Source organism: Achromobacter maghribensis (assembly GCF_057334215.1).
Window position 1 is genome coordinate 72,017 of record NZ_JBHFII010000026.1, and the last position, 19,272, is coordinate 91,288.

General features: G+C 66.2%; 16 protein-coding genes. 11 read left to right on the forward strand and 5 right to left on the reverse strand.

Going from position 1 to position 19,272, the window contains the following annotated elements; all coding sequences use genetic code 11:
- Positions 1–3: 3 nt before the first annotated feature.
- Both ACE039_RS11165 and ACE039_RS11170 read left to right on the forward strand, forming a co-directional pair.
- On the forward strand, positions 4–1,131 hold the full coding sequence (locus ACE039_RS11165; protein ID WP_485822385.1) for a CaiB/BaiF CoA transferase family protein: 1,128 nt from the start codon (positions 4–6) through the stop codon (positions 1,129–1,131).
- 156 nt (positions 1,132–1,287) lie between these two features.
- Positions 1,288–2,688 carry an APC family permease gene (locus ACE039_RS11170; RefSeq protein ID WP_448713103.1) on the forward strand — a complete coding sequence of 467 codons (1,401 nt, stop codon included), beginning with the start codon at positions 1,288–1,290 and terminating at the stop codon, positions 2,686–2,688.
- A gap of 29 nt (positions 2,689–2,717) precedes the next feature.
- Here the strand turns inward: ACE039_RS11170 and ggt are convergent, their stop codons facing one another.
- Positions 2,718–4,487, reverse strand: a complete 1,770-nt coding sequence (gene ggt, locus ACE039_RS11175; RefSeq protein WP_485822386.1) for a gamma-glutamyltransferase — start codon at positions 4,485–4,487, stop codon at positions 2,718–2,720.
- Between the two features lie 144 nt (positions 4,488–4,631).
- Here ggt and ACE039_RS11180 point away from each other — a divergent pair, with 144 nt between their 5' ends.
- Positions 4,632–5,537, forward strand: coding sequence for a LysR family transcriptional regulator (locus ACE039_RS11180; RefSeq protein WP_105555417.1), 906 nt, complete (start codon positions 4,632–4,634; stop codon positions 5,535–5,537).
- 89 nt (positions 5,538–5,626) lie between these two features.
- On the opposite strand, the gene ACE039_RS11185 is transcribed toward ACE039_RS11180, so the two are convergent.
- A complete protein-coding gene (locus ACE039_RS11185) occupies positions 5,627–6,619 on the reverse strand; it encodes a tripartite tricarboxylate transporter substrate binding protein BugE (RefSeq protein WP_485822387.1) in 993 nt (330 codons plus the stop codon).
- Between the two features lie 243 nt (positions 6,620–6,862).
- On the opposite strand from ACE039_RS11185, the gene ACE039_RS11190 reads away from it, so the two are divergent.
- Positions 6,863–7,762, forward strand: coding sequence for an AEC family transporter (locus tag ACE039_RS11190; protein WP_485822388.1), 900 nt, complete (start codon positions 6,863–6,865; stop codon positions 7,760–7,762).
- 97 nt (positions 7,763–7,859) lie between these two features.
- Here ACE039_RS11190 and fumC read toward each other — a convergent pair whose 3' ends face one another.
- Positions 7,860–9,257: a class II fumarate hydratase gene (fumC, locus tag ACE039_RS11195; protein ID WP_310034709.1), complete on the reverse strand. Its 1,398-nt coding sequence runs from the start codon at positions 9,255–9,257 to the stop codon at positions 7,860–7,862.
- A 161-nt stretch (positions 9,258–9,418) separates the two neighbouring features.
- Between fumC and tsaE the strand changes: the two genes are divergently transcribed.
- Together tsaE and ACE039_RS11205 are read left to right on the forward strand one after the other, a co-directional pair.
- Positions 9,419–9,958 carry a tRNA (adenosine(37)-N6)-threonylcarbamoyltransferase complex ATPase subunit type 1 TsaE gene (gene tsaE / locus ACE039_RS11200; protein WP_105555421.1) on the forward strand — a complete coding sequence of 180 codons (540 nt, stop codon included), beginning with the start codon at positions 9,419–9,421 and terminating at the stop codon, positions 9,956–9,958.
- Positions 9,886–11,268 carry an N-acetylmuramoyl-L-alanine amidase gene (locus ACE039_RS11205; protein ID WP_146120997.1) on the forward strand — a complete coding sequence of 461 codons (1,383 nt, stop codon included), beginning with the start codon at positions 9,886–9,888 and terminating at the stop codon, positions 11,266–11,268. The genes tsaE and ACE039_RS11205 overlap by 73 nt, the downstream gene beginning before the upstream one ends.
- 90 nt (positions 11,269–11,358) lie before the next feature.
- Here the strand turns inward: ACE039_RS11205 and ACE039_RS11210 are convergent, their stop codons facing one another.
- Positions 11,359–11,994, reverse strand: a complete 636-nt coding sequence (locus ACE039_RS11210) for a VTT domain-containing protein (protein WP_485822389.1) — start codon at positions 11,992–11,994, stop codon at positions 11,359–11,361.
- 103 nt (positions 11,995–12,097) lie between these two features.
- Between ACE039_RS11210 and mutL the strand changes: the two genes are divergently transcribed.
- Both mutL and miaA read left to right on the forward strand, forming a co-directional pair.
- On the forward strand, positions 12,098–14,107 hold the full coding sequence (gene mutL, locus ACE039_RS11215; RefSeq protein WP_485822390.1) for a DNA mismatch repair endonuclease MutL: 2,010 nt from the start codon (positions 12,098–12,100) through the stop codon (positions 14,105–14,107).
- A gap of 2 nt (positions 14,108–14,109) precedes the next feature.
- On the forward strand, positions 14,110–15,075 hold the full coding sequence (gene miaA, locus ACE039_RS11220; protein WP_485822391.1) for a tRNA (adenosine(37)-N6)-dimethylallyltransferase MiaA: 966 nt from the start codon (positions 14,110–14,112) through the stop codon (positions 15,073–15,075).
- Between the two features lie 11 nt (positions 15,076–15,086).
- On the opposite strand, the gene purM is transcribed toward miaA, so the two are convergent.
- Complete coding sequence (purM, locus tag ACE039_RS11225) at positions 15,087–16,136, reverse strand: phosphoribosylformylglycinamidine cyclo-ligase (protein WP_105555424.1); 1,050 nt, start codon at positions 16,134–16,136, stop codon at positions 15,087–15,089.
- A 344-nt stretch (positions 16,137–16,480) separates the two neighbouring features.
- Between purM and hda the strand changes: the two genes are divergently transcribed.
- Genes hda through pcnB form a run of 3 tightly spaced genes read left to right on the forward strand, consistent with a single transcriptional unit; the run spans position 16,481 to position 19,272 of the window.
- Positions 16,481–17,182 (forward strand): DnaA regulatory inactivator Hda, encoded by a 702-nt coding sequence (hda, locus tag ACE039_RS11230; RefSeq protein WP_485822392.1) that lies wholly within the window; start codon positions 16,481–16,483, stop codon positions 17,180–17,182.
- The gene (locus ACE039_RS11235) at positions 17,179–17,877 is read left to right on the forward strand and encodes an HAD family hydrolase (protein ID WP_105555426.1); all 699 of its coding nucleotides are present in this window, start codon (positions 17,179–17,181) and stop codon (positions 17,875–17,877) included. The genes hda and ACE039_RS11235 overlap by 4 nt, the downstream gene beginning before the upstream one ends.
- Positions 17,878–19,272 (forward strand): polynucleotide adenylyltransferase PcnB, encoded by a 1,395-nt coding sequence (pcnB, locus tag ACE039_RS11240; RefSeq protein ID WP_485822393.1) that lies wholly within the window; start codon positions 17,878–17,880, stop codon positions 19,270–19,272.

Genomic DNA, 19,272 nt, shown 5'->3' on the forward strand with positions numbered 1-19,272 from the left:
TCCATGGCCCCCACCCTACCCAATGCCGGCGCGCTTGCCGGATGCAAGGTGATCGACCTGTCCCGCGTGCTGGGCGGTCCCTATTGCACGCAGATCCTGGCCGACCACGGCGCCGACGTGCTGAAGATCGAACCGCCTGGCGGCGATGAAACCCGAGGCTGGGGCCCGCCCTTCCTGGGCGACACGGCGTCGTACTTCATCGGCGTCAATCGCAACAAGGAAGGCATGACGCTGGACCTGTCGCAAGCCGCCGGCCAGGAGCTGCTGCGCCACCTGCTGGCCGACGCCGACGTGCTGGTCGAGAACTTCAAGCCCGGCACGCTGGAGAAGTGGGGCCTGGGTTTCGAGTCCCTTAGCCAGGCCTTCCCCAAGCTGATCCATTGCCGTGTCAGCGGCTTCGGATCGGATGGCCCGCTGGGCGGATTGCCCGGTTACGACGCCTGCGCGCAGGCCATGTGCGGCCTGATGAGCGTGAACGGCGACGCGGACGGCGACGCTACCCGCGTCGGCCTGCCGGTAGTGGACATGGTGACCGGCCTGAACGCCGCCGTGGCCATTCTGCTGGCGCTGAATGAACGGGGCCGCAGCGGCCTGGGCCAGTTCCTGGACATCACGCTGTACGACTGCGCGCTGTCGCTGCTGCATCCGCATGCGGCCAATTACTTCTACAGCGGCAAGGTGCCAACGCGCAGCGGCAACGCGCACCCGAACATCGCCCCCTACGAAACACTGCCCACCGCCAGCGGCCCGATCTTCCTGGCCGTGGGCAACAACCGGCAATTCGCGCTTCTGGCGCAGGTGTTGAACGCGCCTGCCCTGGCGACAGATCCGCGCTACGCCGCCAACGCCGACCGCCTGCAGCATCGCCAGGCATTGCGCGACGACCTGTCCGCCTTGCTGGCGGAACAGGACGCGGCCGCGCTGGCCGACCGCCTGCTGCGCGCCGGCGTGCCGGCGGCAGCGGTGCAAACGGTGGACCAGGCGCTGGCGCATCCGCACACGCGCCATCGGGGCATGGTGCTGGAACACGGCGACTACCAGGGCGTCGGGTCTCCGATCAAACTGTCACGCACGCCCGCCACGCTGCGCAAGCTGCCGCCCTCGCTCGCCCCCCAAACCGACACCCCGTAAGGAGTACCTTCCGCGATACTCAAAGAATGCCAACAACTAAGACATTTCGTTGCAACGATGTTGCATCGAAAGGTCGCATAGGGCCGTAGACTTTTCGAATCGCCTAGCGTTGCCGGGCAGCGCCTCCCCCAAATTCAAAGAAAGAGGAGAAGGACCATGGCCACGAAAGAAACGAACGAAACGAAAGACCACGCCCCGCTTAAGCGGGTGATGGGCCCCAAACTGTTGTTGCTGTTCATCGTCGGCGACATCCTGGGCACAGGCGTCTATGCGCTGACCGGACAGGTGGCCGCCGAAGTCGGCGGCGCAGCCTGGCTGCCTTTCCTGGTGGCGTTCGCGGTGGCCTTGCTGACCGCGCTGTCCTATCTGGAACTCGTTACCAAGTATCCCAAGGCCGCCGGCGCGGCGCTGTATGTGCACAAGGCGTTCGGCGTGCACTTCCTGACCTTCATCGTGTGCTTCACGGTCATGTGTTCAGGCCTGACGTCCGCCGCCACGGCGTCGCAGGCGTTCGCCGCCAATCTGTTCGCCGCCTTCGGCATCAAGGCGGACAAGGCCTGGATCACCTCCGGCGCGCTGGGCTTCATGCTGCTGGTGATGCTGGTGAACCTGCGCGGCGCGGCCGAAAGCGTCAAGGCCAACGTGGTGCTGACCTTGATCGAACTGTCGGGCCTGCTGATGGTGATCCTGCTGGGCTTCTACGCCATCGCGGGCGGCCAGGCCGACTTCTCGCGCGTGATCGCGTTCGACACGCCGGAAGACAAGAGCGTATTCCTGGCGGTCACCTCCGCCACGGCGTTGGCCTTCTTCGCGATGGTCGGTTTCGAAGATTCCGTCAACATGGCCGAAGAGACCCACGAACCCAGCCGCATCTTCCCCAAGGTGATGCTGACCGGCCTGGGCATCACCGCCGTGATCTACGTGCTGGTGTCCATTTGCGCCGTGGCGCTGGTGCCCGTGGGCGAACTGGCCAAGAGTTCGACGCCGCTGGTGTTGGTGGTCAAGCGCGCCGCCCCCGGCCTGCCCGTGGAGTACATCATGCCCGTCATCTCGATGTTCGCCGTGGCGAACTCGGCGCTGATCAACATGATGATGGCCAGCCGGCTGCTCTACGGCATGTCGCGCCAAGGCGTGTTGCCGGCCTTCCTGGCGCACGTGCACCGCAAGAACCAGACGCCGTGGACCGCGATCCTGTTCACGACGGCGCTGGCGCTAACGTTGATCGTGCTGGTGGCGTTGGCGGATTCCCAGGCCATCCGCGCGCTGGGCGGCACCACCGCGTTGCTGCTGCTGGGCGTGTTCGCGTTCGTCAACGTCGCGGTGCTGGTGCTGCGCCGCGACACCGTCAAGCACGAGCACTTCCGCATCAACCGCATCATCCCGTGGCTGGGCGCGGCGGCCTGCCTGTTCCTGGTCACGCCGCTCACGGGGCGCGACGTCATCCAGTATCAGGTGGCGGGCTGGCTGCTGCTGCTGGGCGTGGTGATGTGGGGCGTGACGTACCTGGCGCACCGCAAGGAAGCGCGCATGGAACTGGACCCTTCCAGACTGGAGTAGCCGGCCAAGGCGGCGGCCGGCTTCCGGCCTCAGCCCCCCGCAGCCAGCCCTTCCCGCCGCGGGTCCGCCCCGCCTTGCAAGCCACCTGCGTCGATGACGATCCCGTGGATACCGCTGGGGAATTCGGTGATGCGCACCGGGTGCCCCATCCGCTCCAGGGCAGGCGCCAGCGCTTCCAGCGTAGTGCCTTTTTCCAGCTCGGTTTCCTTGTTGCGGCTGCCCATGTTGGGCAACGCGATGGCCGTCTGGATATCCAGCCCCCAATCCAGCACGCCCACGATAGTCTTGGCCACGTAATTGATGATCGCGCTACCCCCCGGCGAGCCCACCAGCATCACGGGCTTGCCGTCGCGCAGCACGATGATCGGCGCCATCGCGCTACGGGGACGTTTACCCGGTTCGATGCGATTGGCCACCAGACGGCCCTCGGGATCCTTGAACGACGACGAAAAATCCGTCATTTCATTGTTCAGCAAGAAGCCTCGCACGAAGATCTTGCTGCCGAACTCGCTTTCGATCGTGGTCGTCATGGACAACGCGTTGCCTTGCGCGTCCACCGCCACCAGGTGGCTGGTGGAAGGCAGCTCCAGCGCGTTGTCCTGGCCCAGCGACAACAGCTTTCCTTCCGGATCGCCCGGCAGCGCCACCTTCATGCTGCGGTCCGGCTGAATCAACGCGCCACGCGCGCGCAGATAAGCGGGGTCCAGCATGGCGCGCACCGGCACCCGCACGAAATCCGGGTCCGCCACATAGAAGTCGCGGTCGGCGAAGGCCAGGCGGCCGGCCTCCGAAAAGTAATGCACGGCCTGTAGCGAGCCGGGCGCGTAACTTGCCATCGGAAACTGTTCCAGCTCGCCCAGCATCTGCAGCACGGCGATGGGACCGCTGCTGGGCGGCGCCATGCCGCATAGCTGGTAGCCCCGATACGCGCCACACACCGGCTCGCGCGTCTTGGCGCGGTAATTCGCCAGGTCCGCCAGATTCAGGTCGCCGGGCGTGGCGTGCCCTTGCACCGCGGCCACGATATCGCGGGCGATGTCGCCCTGGTAGAACGCGTCGGCGCCTTGCTCCGCGATGGCGCGCAGCGTGCTGACGAAATCCGGGTTCTTCAGCACATGGCCCACCGGCCAGGGGGTGCCATCCGGGGCGTAGAAATAGGCAGCTGCGGCTGTCTGCCTGGGCAAGGCCTTGTTGCCCGCCAGCAGCGTATGCAGGCGCGGCGATACGGCGAAACCCGTTTCAGCCAGCCGGATCGCGGGCTGGAACAGGTCGGCCCAGGGCAGCACGCCCGCGTCCCGGTGCGCCAGCTCCAGGCCACGCAGCAAGCCCGGCACGCCGACCGACATGCCGTTGTTGACGGCTTGGGCGAAGGGCAGCGGTTTGCCCTCGGCATCCAGGAAACGGTCCGGGCGTGCGGCCGCGGGCGCCGTCTCGCGGCTGTCGAAGGTCTGGATGCGGCCCGTCTTGGCGGAATACAACACCATGAATGCCCCGCCGCCGATACCGGAAGACTGCGGTTCCACCAGGTTCAGCACCAGTTGGGTCGCGATGGCGGCGTCCACCACGCTGCCGCCCCGGCGCAGCATCTCTTCGCCGGCTTGCGTCGCCAGCGGATTGGCCGAGACCATCATGTAGCGCGACGCGCGCACCAGTTCGCGCGCTTGCGCGCCGCTGGCGGCTTCGGGATTGCGGTCTTCGGCCGCCGGTGGCGTGCGGGCCCAGGCGGCGGGCATGCCGGCTAAAGGCGCCGCCAGGGCGGCGGCAAGCAGGAAGGCGGCGGCGTGGCGGCAGGCGCGCATGATCGGGCTCCGGGATAGCGCCGGCATGCCGGCAGGCGTCCATCATAGTCAAGGCACCCGCCGCTGTCGCGCCGGCCGCCCGGGATGCCCGCTTGCGCCTTCCGACATAGAATCGCGGTTCCGGTCCCTTATCCCCATCGTGCCATGCGCCTGCGCCATATCGAGATTTTCGAAGCGATCCGTCGTACCGGGTCCCTGACCGAGGCCGCCGCCGCGCTGCATATCTCGCAACCCGCCGCCAGCAAGCTGCTGGCGCACGCCGAAGCCCAACTGGGTTTCAAGCTGTTCGAACGCGTGAAGGGCCGGCTGGTCGCCACGCGCGAAGCCGACATCCTGACGCCTGAAGTCGCGCGGCTGAATCAAGACTTGAACAGCGTGCGCCGGTTGGCCGCCAGCCTGCGAGACCGGCCCAACGGCCACTTGCGCCTGGGCTGCGCGCCCGCGCTGGGCCTGGGGCTGTTGCCCCGCGTCGTGCGCGACAGCCGCGATGCGCAGCCTGGCATCACCTTCGATATCCACACCCATCACAGTGCCGAACTGGTGCAGGGCCTGTTGACGCGCGAGCTGGACCTTGCCGTCACCTTCGACACCAACGACTACCCCGGCCTTACGCGTATGGGCCTGGGCCATACCGAACTGGTGCACCTGAGCCGCACGCCCGCTTCCGGCCCGATGCGCCTGCCGGAGTTGGCGACGCCGTCGGGCGGCACGCTGATCGTGCTGGACGCCAGCGACGCCTCCGGCGCGCTGCTGCAGATGGCGCTGGACGCGCAAGGCCTGGACCCGCAGGTCGCTATCCAGGTGCAGACGCATTACGTGGCCTGCGCGCTGGTCGATGCCGGTTGCGGCGACGCCATCGTCGACGCCATCACCGCGCAGGCCATGCTGCGGCCGGGCATGCATCTGCGCCGCCTGGAACCGGCGCTGCGCGTGCCGATCAGCATCATGGTGCGCAACCAGGATCCCCTGTCGTCCCTGCACCGCGACCTGATCGAACGCCTGCGCGCTGCCTGCGCCGAGCGCATCGCCACACTGGACGCGGCCTGCTGAGCGGGCCTTGCGCCAAAAGAAAACGGACGCTCGAAGGCGTCCGTTTTGCCGTGCAAGCCGGGGCAGGCCTGGGCCGCCCCCGCGCAACATCAGTCCAGCTTGATGTTCTGCTTCTTCACGACGTCTTGAGCCCAGTCGAACTGCTCTTTGATTTCTTTCGCGAACTCTTCCGGCGTGTTGCCCGACGGCGCCGAGCCTTGATCGTCCAGCGCCTTGATGACCTTCGGGTCCTTCAGGGCCACGACAGCGGCGTCACGCAGCTTGTTCACGACTTCCATCGGCGTGCCCTTGGGGGCCAGCAGACCGTACCAGACCGGCTGGTTCAAGACCGGAAAACCGGCTTGCTTGAACGTCGGCACGCCCTTCACGGCAGCGATTTCATCGGGCCATGCGATGGCCATGGCGCGCAGCTTGCCCGCCTGGATCTGCGGCATCGACGACGGCAGGTTGTCGAACAGGATTTCGATCTGGCCGCCGACGGCATCCGCCACGGCCGGGCCCGAACCCTTGTACGGCACGTGCACGATGTCGGTGCCCGTGGCCATCTTGAACGATTCGCCCATCAAGTGCAGCACGCCGCACGTGCCCGAGCTGCCGTAGGAGTACTTGCCCGGATTCTTCTTCAGCTCTTCGACGAAGCCCTTGAAGTCCTTGGCCGGGAACTTCGGGTTCACCGCGACCACGTTGGCCGTGTTGGCGAAGTTGGTGACCGGCTGGAAGTCCTTGATCGGATCGTACGGCAGGTCCTTCGGACGGCACGCCGGGTTCACGGCCATCGTCGAGACGGTGGCGATGGACAGCGTGTAGCCGTCGGCATCGGCGCGCGCGGCTTCCGACGCACCGATGGCGCCACCTGCGCCGCCCTTGTTTTCCACAACCATCGGCTGGCCAAGTTCCTGGCTCATGCGCTGGGTCACCAGGCGCGCGATGATGTCGGTCGAGCCGCCAGGCGCGAACGGAACGATCACGCGGATGGGCTTGCTGGGATATTTGTCGGCGGCGTGCACGACGGAGACGCCAAGCGTGCCGGCGGCGCCGGTTGCCAAGGCGATAGCCACGGCCAGGGAGCGAACTTTATTCATAGGTGTGTTTCCTCCAAGATTGCGAGCCCGTATGTAAACGGCCCGTTGTGTGTTGTGCCCGCCTGTAGGCGGACCAGCAGTTAACGGTGGGGGCGCATTGCTCGTGTGCTGCGTGTTTCGCGCTGCTTTTATGGATTGCTTGTGGCACACACGCCCGCCAGAATGACGGAGAATAGCAGCAAATGCTTACACCCGCATAGCGAGCCGATCCCCGGCCAACGCCCTGAAATAACGCCTTAATCCATGTCGGTCGCCCTTCTGGTTTTCCCTGATTTCTTGCTGGTCGCGCTAGGTTGGGCGCTACGTCACAAACTGGGATTTTCACGCGAGTTTTTTTCGGGCACCGAACGCCTCGTCTACTTCGTACTGTTCCCCGCCCTGCTGTTCCAATCCATCTTGCGCACCCCCATCACGGCGGGCAACGCGGCCCTGCTGCTGCAGGCCACCGCGGCCGTCGTGGCCTCGGGCGTGGCGCTGGCCTGGCTGGCGGGCCTGGTGCTGCGGCCGTCGTCGCTGGGGCTGGCCTCGTCCGCGCAATGCGGCTACCGGTTCAACACGTACATTGGCCTGGCGCTGTCGGCCAGCCTGGCCGGCTCGCAGGGCCAGACGGTGATGGCGCTGATTATTGGCTTTGCCGTGCCCATGGCCAACATCGCGGCGGTCTACGGGCTGGCGCGCCACAGCGGCGGCAACCTGCTGCGCGAGCTGGCGCGCAATCCACTGGTCGTGTCCACACTGTTGGGCCTGGCCTGCAACCTCGCGGGGCTGCACTTGCCCGGCCCCGTGGATACCGTGCTGGCGCGCCTTGGCGCGGCGGCCATCGCGCTGGGCATCCTTTGCGTGGGCGCCAGCCTGGCATGGGAAGGCGGCAAGGGTTATGGCTTGCTGATCACGTGGATGTTGGGCGTCAAGCTTGTGGCGCTGCCCGCCGTAGCGCTACTGGTCGCGCATCTGCTGGGCCTGCCGCCCCTGGAGTCGCGGATGCTGCTGCTGTTTGCCGCCTTGCCCACCGCATCCGCCGCCTACGTGCTGGCGATGCGCATGGGCGGAGACGGCCGGATGGTGGCGGTGCTGATCTCGCTGGGCACGCTATTCTCGGCGGCCACGATCCCGATGTGGCTGCTGCTCACCGGACACGCCTGATCCGGCGCCATGCGCGTCGCGCGGGGTTTCCTTCTTGCCGCGCGCTGATAAAAAAATGGCCGCCCATCGGCGGCCATTGTCATTGCGGCGCGACCGTTTACGACGGCTTGTGCGCGTTGGTCATCGAGCCCGGCACCACCCATTCGGCAAACTGCGCCTCGGTCACGTAACCCAGCGCCAACGCCGATTCCTTCAGCGACAGCCCTTCCTTGTGCGCCTTCTTCGCGATCTGTGCAGCCTTGTCGTAGCCGATGTGCGGATTCAGCGCCGTCACCAGCATCAGCGAACGGTCGACGAGTTCCGCGATGCGCGCGTGATTGGGTTCGATACCGGCGGCGCAGTGCTCGTTGAAGCTGGCCATGCCATCCGTCAGCAGCCGCACGGACTGCAGGAAGTTGTGGATCACCAGCGGCTTGAACACGTTCAGTTCAAAATTGCCGCTGGCCCCGCCAATGTTGATGGCCACATCGTTGCCCAGCACCTGCGCGGCCAGCATCGTGATGGCTTCGCACTGCGTCGGGTTGACCTTGCCCGGCATGATCGAGCTGCCCGGTTCGTTTTCGGGAATGCTGATCTCGCCCAGGCCCGAACGCGGGCCGCTGGACAGCCAGCGCACGTCGTTGGCGATCTTCATCAGGCCGGCGGCCAGCGCCTTCAATGCGCCATGCGCGAACAACAGCGCCTCGTGGGACGCCAGGGCCTGGAACTTGTTGGGCGCCGACACGAAGGCCGTGCCGGTGGCATGCGCCAGGTCCGCGGATACCTTGGCGCTGAACTGCGGGTGCGCGTTCAGGCCGGTGCCGACGGCGGTGCCCCCAATGGCCAGCTGATGCAGGCCGGCAAGCGTGGCGCGGATCTGCTGTTCGGCCAGGTCCAGCTGCGCGACATAGCCCGAGAGTTCCTGGCCCAGTGTCAGCGGCGTCGCGTCCTGCAGGTGCGTGCGGCCGATCTTCACGATGTCGTAGAACTCGGCGCTCTTGGCCGCGAAGGTCGCACGCAGCGCCTTCAGGGACGGCAGCAGGTGGTGCTCGACCTCGACGGCGGCGGCCACGTGCATGGCGGTCGGGAAAGTGTCGTTGGACGACTGGCCGCGGTTGACGTGATCGTTCGGGTGCACCTTGCGCGCTTCGCCGCGCTCTCCGCCCAACAGTTCCGAGGCGCGGTTCGCCAGCACCTCGTTCATGTTCATGTTGCTTTGCGTGCCCGAGCCCGTCTGCCAGACCGACAAGGGGAACTCGTTGGGCCATTTGCCGGCAATGACTTCGTCGGCTGCGCGGATGATGCCATCGGCGATCGTCGGATCCAGTTCACCCAGTTCGGCGTTGACCTTGGCCGCCGAACGCTTCAGGCGCGCCATCGCGTTGACCAGGGGAACGGGCATCTTCTCGGTGGAAATCGCGAAAAAATGCAGCGAACGTTGCGTTTGGGCGCCCCAGAGGTGATCCTCGGGGACTTCAATGGGCCCAAACGTGTCTTTTTCGATGCGGGTCTTCATGGCGCGTACAACTCCGTGGCGGCGTCAGTCGCGTCCAGCGGCATCCGCCAGGCGCGACATATTGAGAATAGCAATCAGTTAATAGATTAGCAGAAACCCGCATTCCTATAATTGCCGAAACCCGTGTTCCCTCCATCGTTTTTTACCACTCGCCCAGCGCCATGTCCGCCCCTCTTTGCAGCCTGACCTTGCACCTGCCCGACGAAGCCGCCACGGAATCGTTGGCGCGGCAGCTAGCCCCCCTGGTGTCCGGGGGCAAAACCGGCCCGGCAGGCGCCTGCATCCACCTTCAAGGCGACCTCGGGGCAGGAAAAACGGCCTTCACCCGGGCATTGTTGCGGGAATGCGGCATCACAGGCCGAATCAAAAGTCCTAGCTACGCGCTGCTTGAATCCTATAAAGTTTCTAACTTATACTTCTATCATCTTGATTTTTATAGATTTAGTGATTCGCGCGAATGGTTGGACGCAGGATTCCGGGATTTACTGCGTGACGATGCTGTCGTTTTGATCGAATGGCCGGAGCGGGCCGAGGGTCTTTTGCCCCCGCCCGACCTGCTGATTTCCCTGGCTTATGCCGGCGAGGGACGTGACGCCACCCTGACCGCGAACACCGCTCGAGGACAAACATGGTTGAACGCGATTGTCCCCCCGCCCAAGACGGCGCCCTTTGCTCGGCAGGCGCCACCCGGCGCCGCCTGATCAGCGTCGCGGCCACGCTGCTCGTCCTGCCGGTCTTGCCGCGCCTGGCGCAGGCCGCGACGATCCTGGCCGTGCGTACCTGGCCGGCCGACGAATACACCCGGGTCACGCTCGAACTCGACAGCGAGCTCAAGGCCGAACAGTTCACGCTTGAAAACCCCCACCGCCTGGTGGTGGATATCGAGGGACTGACCATCAGCGCGGCCCTGAACGACCTGGTATCCAAGGTCCGGCCCGACGACCCCTATATCCAAAGCCTGCGCGTGGCGCAGAACCGCCCGAACGTCGTGCGGCTGGTGTTCGACCTGAAGCAGCCCGTGGCGCCCCAGGTGTTCACGCTCAAGCCCGTGGCCGACTACCAGTACCGCCTGGTGCTGGATTTGTACCCGAAGGTCGCCCAAGACCCGCTGGTGGCGATCCTGAACAAAAGCGGCGCCGACGCGGACGATCCGCTGGCCCGCATTCTGGAAGACATCCAGCGCAATCCGGCGACCCGCGCGGATCCGCCCGAACCGCCCCGCGTGAAGGGCCAGCAGCCCGCCCCGCCGCTGCCCACGGCGCCCAAGTCTCCCCCCGCGACCGCCGGCCGCGGCAAGCAGCGCATGGTGACCATCGCGCTGGATCCCGGCCACGGCGGCGAAGATCCGGGCGCCATCGGCAGCAGCGGCCTGCGTGAAAAAGACGTGGTGCTGCGCATCGCCCGGCGCCTGAAGGCGCTGATCGACAGCCAGCCCTATATGCGCGCGTACCTGACGCGCGATGACGACTACTTCGTTCCGCTGCACGTGCGCGTGCAGAAGGCACGCCGCGTCCACGCGGACCTGTTCATCTCGATCCACGCGGACGCCTGGGTCAAGCCCTCGGCCAACGGCTCGTCGGTGTTCGCGTTGTCGCAGCGCGGCGCGACCAGCGCCCAGGCGCGCTGGATGGCCGATAAGGAAAACGCGGCCGACCTGATCGGCGGCGTCAACCTGGGCAGCCACGACCGCCAGGTGGCCAAGGTGCTGCTGGACCTGTCCACCACCGCGCAGATCAATGATTCGCTGAAGGTCGGCAACGCCTTTCTGGACGAAATCAAGAAGATCAACCGCCTGCACAAGAACAGCGTCGAACAGGCCGGTTTTGCCGTGCTGAAGGCGCCGGACATTCCGTCCGTGCTGGTGGAAACCGCCTTCATCAGTAACCCCCAGGAAGAAGCCCTGCTGCGCAGCAACGCGCATCAGGACAAGCTGGCGCAAGCCATGATGACCGGCATCCAGCGCTACTTCACCGCCAACCCGCCGCTGGCGCGGCTGGGCGACGTCAGCTGAACGCGCTGGCGAAAAAAAGGGCAATGCGTCGTGAAACGCATTGCCCTTTTTTCTTTTGGAGCCCGTGACGCGCGGCTCGCGCGCCCCCTCCTACGCGCGGCGCGACTTGATCAGTTTGAATACGCCCGCGCCGACGACCGGCACGATTGCCGCGGCCAGGCCCAGCAGCACGATAGTGTTCAGGTGTTCACGCACCAGCGGGATGTTGCCGAAGAAATAGCCGGCGGCAACCAGGCTGACGACCCACAGCAGCGCGCCCAGGATGTTGAATAGCTGGAACCGCGACATCGACATGTCGGCCACGCCCGCCACGAAGGGCGCGAACGTTCGCACGACCGGAATGAAGCGCGACATGACGATCGTCTTGCCGCCATGCTTTTCATAGAACGCGTGGGTACGCATCAGCGCGCCCCGGTCCAGGAACCGCAGGTTCATCGAGAACACGCGCGGCCCGATGTACCGGCCTATCATGTAGTTCAGCGTATTGCCGGAAATTGCCGCGACGATCAGCAGCACCGCCATCATGACGGGGTCGATATGCCCGGTGGCGCCGAACGCGCCGGCAATGAACAAGAGCGAATCGCCCGGCAGGAAAGGCAGGACGACCAGCCCCGTCTCCGCGAAGACGATCAGGAACAGCACCAGGTACACCCACACGCCGTATTCCGCGACCCAGACGCCCAGCGTCTTGTCGATGTGGAGCACCATATTGAAGAATTCAAGCATTCAGCAGCCCGGAAGTCGTAAGAGGGATTAGACCCCAGCGACTATAGCCCACCGGGCCATGGCGCTAAAATCATCCACACAGCCTCACCAGACCTCCAGCCTAATGACCGAACGCCGTTCCATCCTTGCGCTTCCCGACCTGCTCATCAGCCAGATCGCCGCCGGCGAAGTGATCGAGCGCCCCGCCTCCGTCCTCAAGGAAATCCTCGAGAACGCGATCGACGCGGGGGGCCGCGCCATCGAAGTGCGCCTGGAAGGCGGCGGCATCCGCCGGATCGCCGTCACGGACGACGGCGGGGGCATCCCGCCCGACGAATTGCCGCTGGCGCTGGCGCGCCACGCCACCAGCAAGATCCGGTCGCTGAACGAACTGGAATCCGTCGCATCGATGGGGTTCCGCGGCGAAGCGCTGGCTTCGATCGCGTCCGTCGCCCAGGTCACCATCATTTCGCGTACCCGCGACGGCGAGCACGCCTGGCAGATCGACGCTGGCAGCATGCAGGTCAGCCCCGCCTCGGGCCCGCCGGGCACCACCGTGGATGTGCGCCAGCTGTTCGACGCGGTTCCGGCCCGGCGCAAGTTCCTGCGGTCCGAAGCCACGGAATTTGGCCACTGCGTCGATGCGATGGAACGCATCGCCCTGGCGCACCCGCAGATCGCGTTCCGCCTGTTCCACCACGACCGCGCGCAACGCCAATGGCTGCCCGCCGAACCGCCCCAGCGCATCCGCGACGTGCTGGGCGCCGAATTCGCCGAGCACGGGCTGCTGCTGTCGCACTCGGTCGGCACGGTCAGCTTGGCCGGCATGATCACGCGTCCGACGGCGGCGCGCGCCCGTGCCGACCGGCAGTACCTGTACGTGAACGGCCGCTATGTGCGCGACCGCACCGTCAGCCATGCATTGCGCGCCGCCTATGCCGACGTGCTGCATGGCGACCGCCAGCCGGCCTACGTGCTGTTCCTGGACATCGACCCTGCCGCCGTGGACGTGAACGTCCATCCGGCCAAGCATGAAGTCCGGTTCCGCGACAGCGGCGCCGTGCACCGCTTCGTATCGCACGCGGTTGGCCAGACCCTGGCGCAGACGGGCGGCTCGTCGGCGGTCTCGCCGGCGTCGCAAAGCGAGGCGGATGACGGCGGTTTCGAAACCGTCGCACAAACCGCCGCGCCCTCGTCCACCGGACTCGCCACTGCCTCTGCCCCGCCCAGCGCTCCCGCCGGAGACGCCACGCGCCTGGCGGACGCCCCTCGGCCGGGTTATTCGGGCGGCAATTCCGGCGGCAATTCCGGCAGCCATTCCAGCAGCTATTCCGGCGGCAACCCGGGCGGCAACGCCGGCTATGGCCTGCGCCCGTCGCCGGCCCCGCAACGCGCGCACACCCAGGTGCCGTTCCGCCTGCACGCCGAACCCGCCGGCATTCCCGCGGCCGACTGGCAGTCGCTGTACCGCCCGTTGTCCGACGACACGGCCACCAACGTCACACCCGTGCGGGAGCCCAGCCCGGCGTCGGGCTTGCCGGCAGGCGAAGAGCATCCGCTGGGCATGGCGCTGGCGCAATTGCACGGCATCTACATCCTGGCGCAGAACCGCCGCGGCATGGTGTTGGTGGACATGCACGCCGCCCATGAACGCGTCGTATACGAACAGCTGAAGCAGGCGCTGGACGCGCGCACCCTGCCCCGCCAGGACCTGCTGGTGCCGGTGGTGTTCCACGCGCAAGAGAAAGACGTGGCCATCGTCGAGGAATTCGAGGCGCAACTGGCCGACCTGGGCTTCGAGATGCGCCCGTCGGGCCCCACGTCGATTGCCGTGCGCTCGGTGCCCGCCATCCTGGCGCGCGGCGACATCGAAACATTGGCACGCGCGGTGCTGCGCGACCTGGGCGCCGTGGGTGTGTCGCGCCTGCTGACCGAGCAGCGCAACGAACTGCTGTCCACCATGGCCTGCCATGGCTCCGTGCGCGCCAACCGCAAGCTGACCATCGAAGAAATGAACGGCCTGCTGCGCCAGATGGAATCCACCGAGCGGGCCGACCAGTGCAACCACGGGCGCCCGACCTGGGTGCAGTGGTCGGTGTCGGACCTGGACAAGCTCTTTCTGCGCGGACAATAAGCTTGTCGTCTTCCGCCCCCCCCGATACGCCGCTGGTCATCTGCCTGGCCGGCCCCACCGCGGCCGGCAAAAGCGCCTCTACGCTGGCGCTGGCCGAACGCTGGCCCATGGAGATCGTCAACGTCGATTCCGCCACGATCTACCGCGGCATGGACATCGGCACGGCCAAGCCGTCGCCGGCCGAACAGGCCCGCGTGCCGCAGCACCTGCTGGATATCCTGGACCCGGCGCAGTCGTACTCGGCCGCCGAATTTCGCGCCGACGCGCTGCGCCTGATCGGCGAAATCCGCGCGCGCGGACGCATTCCACTGCTGGCCGGCGGCACCATGATGTATTACAAGGCCCTGCGCGACGGGCTGGACGACCTGCCGCAGGCCGACCCCGCCTTGCGCGCCGAGCTCGAAGCCCGCGCGGCCCGGCTTGGCTGGCCTGCCCTGCACGCCGAGCTTGCAGTGCTGGACCCCGTTACGGCCGCCCGCCTGGCGCCCAACGACAGCCAGCGCATCCAGCGTGCGCTGGAAATCTGCCAGTTATCGGGCCAGCCCATGTCGGCGCTGCTGCAACGCGGGCAGCGCAAACCGGACGACGACGCCAACCAGTACCTGACCATCAGCCTGGAACCCTCCGACCGCGCCGCGCTGCATGCGCGCATCGAACAACGCTTTGACGCGATGCTGGCCCAGGGCTTGCTGGACGAGGTCCGTGGCTTGCGCGCGCGGCCCGACCTGCATCCCGGCCTGCCGTCCGTACGCTGCGTGGGCTACCGGCAAATGTGGGCACACCTGGACGGCGACATCGACCTGGCCACCGCCCGCGAACAGGGCATCGCGGCCACGCGCCAGTTGGCCAAGCGTCAAATCACGTGGCTGCGGGCGCAACCCGAACGCGTCATCGTGGACTGCCTGGCCGCCGACGCCGTCCCGCAGACGATCGACGCGGTGGCCATGGCGCTAGCCAAAAAGCCTTAGGCCGCAGACGCTTACACCACGAAGGTTTGCGCCATGCCTTCCGTCTGTTCGACGATTTCGCCGATGTTGTTGACGGTTTCGCCCTGCTCACGCAGGGTCGCGGCGATGGCGTCGGCCTGGGCCGCGTCCACCACCAGCACCATGCCGATGCCGCAGTTGAAAACACGGTGCATCTCGGTGTCTTCCACGCCGCCCTGCTCTTGCAGCCACTGGAACAGCTTGGGCATTTCCCAGCCGTCGCGATGCAGCTTGGCCGACAGGCCGGGCTGAAGGATGCGCGGCACGTTGTCCAGCAGGCCGCCACCGGTGATGTGGGCCAGGCCCTTGATGCTGGTGCCGTGCTTGGCCAACGCGGCCAACACTTGCTTGACGTAGATGCGAGTGGGCGCCATCACGACGTCGACCAGCGGCTGGCCGTGGAAGTCGTCGGTGGGCTTGGCGTCGGCGCGTTCGATGATCTTGCGCACCAGCGAAAAACCGTTGGAATGCACGCCGCTGGAGGCCAGGCCCAGCACCACGTCGCCCGGCTTGATCGACTTGCCGTCGATGATCGCGGACTTTTCCACCGCGCCCACCGCGAAACCGGCCAGGTCGTATTCGCCGTCCGGGTACATGCCCGGCATTTCAGCGGTTTCACCGCCGATCAGCGCGCAGCCCGACAATTCGCAGCCCTTGGCAATGCCGCCCACCACCGACGCCGCCGTGTCCACCGAGAGCTTGCCGCAGGCAAAGTAATCCAGGAAGAACAGGGGCTCGGCGCCCTGCACCAGGATGTCGTTGACGCTCATGGCGACCAGGTCGATACCCACGGTGTCGTGGCGGTTCCACTCGAACGCCAGGCGCAGCTTGGTGCCTACGCCGTCGGTGCCCGACACCAGCACGGGCTCGTTGTACTTCTTCGGCACTTCGAACAGCGCGCCAAAGCCGCCGATACCGGCCAGCACCCCGGGGCGCATCGTGCGCGCAGCGAGGGGTTTGATACGGTCGACCAGGGCGTCGCCTGCGTCGATGTCGACACCGGCATCGCGGTAGGTCAAGGGGGCTTTAGGTTGATTCGTCATGAGAAATGCCGTGGGGTATGTAACAATTGCTGGGAATTTGGTGGAACGCCCTGCATTTTACGATGTTGCGGGCCTGAGCAGGGTTCATGCCGACCGGGCGCTGGGATCGCGGCGTGAGCCGGCCGGGCCGGCTGACGGGCAAAAATGGCGCAAACCCAAGCCTGGCAAAGCGCTTCGGCGCGACACTATCTACCCAGGTGGTTTAAAGTGTTGGGTTGGCCGGTATGGATTTTGCCAGTTTCTGGCGGGTTAATCTTGCGCCGGCCCTTTGTATCACCGTTTTTTGGCTTTTCCGGCAACACCGGCATGTCCTCGCGACGCTGCAAGCCTGATCGATAACTCTCATGAACCGCCAGCTGCTGCTCGACGTTCTTCCCGCGCCAGCGCCATCGCTGAACAACTATATCGCCGGCCCCAACGGGGAAGCGCTGGCAGCCGTGCGCGCGCTCAATCCGGGCCGGGCGCTGTATATCTGGGGCGCCGCGGGCTGCGGCCGCACCCATCTGCTGCGCGCGCTGACCGCGCGCCCCGATGCCGTGTTTGTCGATCCGGCCAAGGGCGAGATGATGCTGCGCCGCCTGGCCGAAGCGGATTCCAAATCGCCCATGCCGAAGTTCGTGGCGGTGGACGACGTGCATCGCATGGATGACAGCCGCCAGGCCGCCCTGTTTGCGCTGTACAACCGCTGGCGCGAATCCGCGGCCACGGGCCGCGCGTTTGCGCTGGCCCTGGCCGGCGACCGCGCGCCGCTGTCGATGCCGCTGCGCGAAGACCTGCGCACCCGTCTGGGCTGGGACCTCGTGTTCCGCCTGGACCCGCTGTCGGACGCCGACAAGCTGGCCGCGCTGGCCGCCCAGGCGGCCGAACGCGGCATGCACCTGGCACCCGAGATCATCAACTGGATGTTGATCCACCACGAGCGCGACATCCGCAAACTGGCCGCGCTGCTCGACGCGCTGGACCGTTATTCCCTGGCCACCGGCCGCCCCATCACCCTGCCCCTGCTGCGGGCCATGCTCGCAGACCCTGATTCGCAACGCACATGACCACCCGACGTCTCGCCCTGTTCGACCTGGATCACACCCTGCTGCCGCTGGATAGCGACTACCAATGGGCCGACTATCTGGCACGCACGGGCCGCGCGGGAGACCCCGACATCGCCCGCCGTCAGAACGACGACCTGATGGACCGCTACAACCGCGGCGAACTCACCGCCGAACAGGCCGCCGAGTTCATGCTGGGCCTGCTGGCGGCGCATTCGCCATACGACCTGGCGGATTGGCATGAGGATTTCATGCGCGAAGTGATCCGCCCGTCCATCACCGCCGACGCGCGCGGTCTGGTGCAAGCCCACCTGGACGCCGGCGACCTGTGCGCCATCGTCACAGCCACCAACAGCTTCGTCACCGCTCCCATCGCCCGCGCCTTCGGCGTGCCGCATCTGGTGGCCACCGATGCCGAATACTTGCGCGGCCGCTACACCGGCCGCATTCTGGGCACGCCCAGCTTCAAGGAAGGCAAAGTGGTGCGCGTGAACGATTGGCTGTCCAATATGGGGCTAGGGCTTGCGGATTTCCCCGAATCGTTTTTCTATAGCGATTCAGTCAATGATGTACCGCTGCTCGAAAAGGTGACCCGTCCGATCGCCGCCAACCCCAGCCCGACCCTGCGCAATATCGCCCAGGAACGCGGCTGGCAAGTGATCGACTTATTCGACCACATGGAAGATTCGAAGTCCTAAATGATCACTGAAACCATAAAAAAATTCGTCGGCCGCTTGTTCGCGCCGGCACCCCGGGGGCCGTTGCGCATCACGCGCGACAAACACGGTATTGACCGCCGTAACGTTTCGCGCCACGCCATCAAGGTCTGCGAAGTCCTGCGCCAGCACGGTTATGAAGGCTATATCGTCGGCGGCGCCGTGCGTGACCTGATCGTGGGCCTGGAGCCCAAGGACTTCGACGTGGCCACCAACGCCACGCCCGAGCAGATCCGTCCGCTGTTCCGCCGCGCCCGCATCATCGGCCGCCGTTTCCAGCTGGTGCACGTGGTGTTCGGCCAGGAGATCATCGAAACCTCGACCTTCCGCGCTCCGGCCTCGGAAGACCAAGAGACCGACGAGCACGGCCGCATCCTGCGCGACAACGTGTTCGGCTCGCAGGAAGAAGACGCCAAGCGGCGCGACTTCACGATGAACGCGCTGTACTACGACCCGCACAACGAGGAAGTCATCGACTACCACAATGGCGTGGCCGACTTGAAGAAGCGCCAGGTTCGCATCATCGGCGACCCGGTCAAGCGCTACCGCGAAGACCCGGTGCGCATGCTGCGCGCGGTGCGTTTCGCCGCCAAGCTCAATGGCACGATCGACCCCGCCACGCGCCAGCCGATCAGCACCATGGCCGAGCTCATCGAAAACGTGCCAGCGTCGCGCCTGTTCGACGAAATGCTCAAGCTGCTGACCTGCGGCCACGCCATGGACTGCCTGCGCCAACTGCGCGCCGACGGGCTGCATAACGGCCTGTTGCCGTTGCTGGACGTGGTGCTGGAACAACCCGGTGGCGAACACTTCGTGGAACTGGCGCTGGAACGCACCGACGCGCGCGTGCGCGCCGGCAAGACCATCAGCCCCAGCTTCCTGTTTGCCGCGTTGCTGTGGCAGCAGGTCGATGTGCGCTGGAAGCAACTGCGCGCCCAAGGCGAACACACCATCCCCGCGTTGTCGCAAGCGGCCGATTCCGTGCTGGACGAGCAGACCGAGAAACTGGCCATTCAGCGCCGCTTCTCGTCCGACATGCGCGAAATCTGGTTCATGCAGCCGCGTTTTGAACGCCGCATGGGAAAGACCATCTTCCGCATGATCGAACAACCGCGATTCCGCGCCGCGTGCGACTTCCTGCAGCTGCGCGCCGCCGCCGGCGAGTTCGACAGCGTGCTGGCGCAGTGGTGGATGGATCTGGCCAACGCCGACGACGTCCTGCGCGCCGACATGATTGAAGAAGTCTCGCGCCTGCCGCGCGAAGCCGGCGACGGCGGCGGCGGTGGCGGCTTCGGTGCTCCGCCCGCGTCATCGTCCCCGCGCAAGCGTCGCCGTCCGCGCCGCTCGGCGCCACGCGGCCCGGCCAGCGCCGAATAA

Excerpts from the sequence above, each read along its gene's own strand:
- ACE039_RS11190 (WP_485822388.1), top strand. The coding sequence starts at position 6,863 with ATGTCGGTCGCCCTTCTGGTTTTCCCTGATTTCTTGCTGGTCGCGCTA.
- mutL (WP_485822390.1), top strand. The coding sequence starts at position 12,098 with ATGACCGAACGCCGTTCCATCCTTGCGCTTCCCGACCTGCTCATCAGC.
- ACE039_RS11210 (WP_485822389.1), bottom strand. The coding sequence starts at position 11,994 with ATGCTTGAATTCTTCAATATGGTGCTCCACATCGACAAGACGCTGGGC.
- ACE039_RS11205 (WP_146120997.1), top strand. The coding sequence starts at position 9,886 with ATGGTTGAACGCGATTGTCCCCCCGCCCAAGACGGCGCCCTTTGCTCG.
- tsaE (WP_105555421.1), top strand. The coding sequence starts at position 9,419 with ATGTCCGCCCCTCTTTGCAGCCTGACCTTGCACCTGCCCGACGAAGCC.
- purM (WP_105555424.1), bottom strand. The coding sequence starts at position 16,136 with ATGACGAATCAACCTAAAGCCCCCTTGACCTACCGCGATGCCGGTGTC.
- ACE039_RS11180 (WP_105555417.1), top strand. The coding sequence starts at position 4,632 with ATGCGCCTGCGCCATATCGAGATTTTCGAAGCGATCCGTCGTACCGGG.
- ACE039_RS11170 (WP_448713103.1), top strand. The coding sequence starts at position 1,288 with ATGGCCACGAAAGAAACGAACGAAACGAAAGACCACGCCCCGCTTAAG.
- hda (WP_485822392.1), top strand. The coding sequence starts at position 16,481 with ATGAACCGCCAGCTGCTGCTCGACGTTCTTCCCGCGCCAGCGCCATCG.
- ggt (WP_485822386.1), bottom strand. The coding sequence starts at position 4,487 with ATGCGCGCCTGCCGCCACGCCGCCGCCTTCCTGCTTGCCGCCGCCCTG.
- pcnB (WP_485822393.1), top strand. The coding sequence starts at position 17,878 with ATGATCACTGAAACCATAAAAAAATTCGTCGGCCGCTTGTTCGCGCCG.
- fumC (WP_310034709.1), bottom strand. The coding sequence starts at position 9,257 with ATGAAGACCCGCATCGAAAAAGACACGTTTGGGCCCATTGAAGTCCCC.
- ACE039_RS11165 (WP_485822385.1), top strand. The coding sequence starts at position 4 with ATGGCCCCCACCCTACCCAATGCCGGCGCGCTTGCCGGATGCAAGGTG.
- ACE039_RS11185 (WP_485822387.1), bottom strand. The coding sequence starts at position 6,619 with ATGAATAAAGTTCGCTCCCTGGCCGTGGCTATCGCCTTGGCAACCGGC.
- ACE039_RS11235 (WP_105555426.1), top strand. The coding sequence starts at position 17,179 with ATGACCACCCGACGTCTCGCCCTGTTCGACCTGGATCACACCCTGCTG.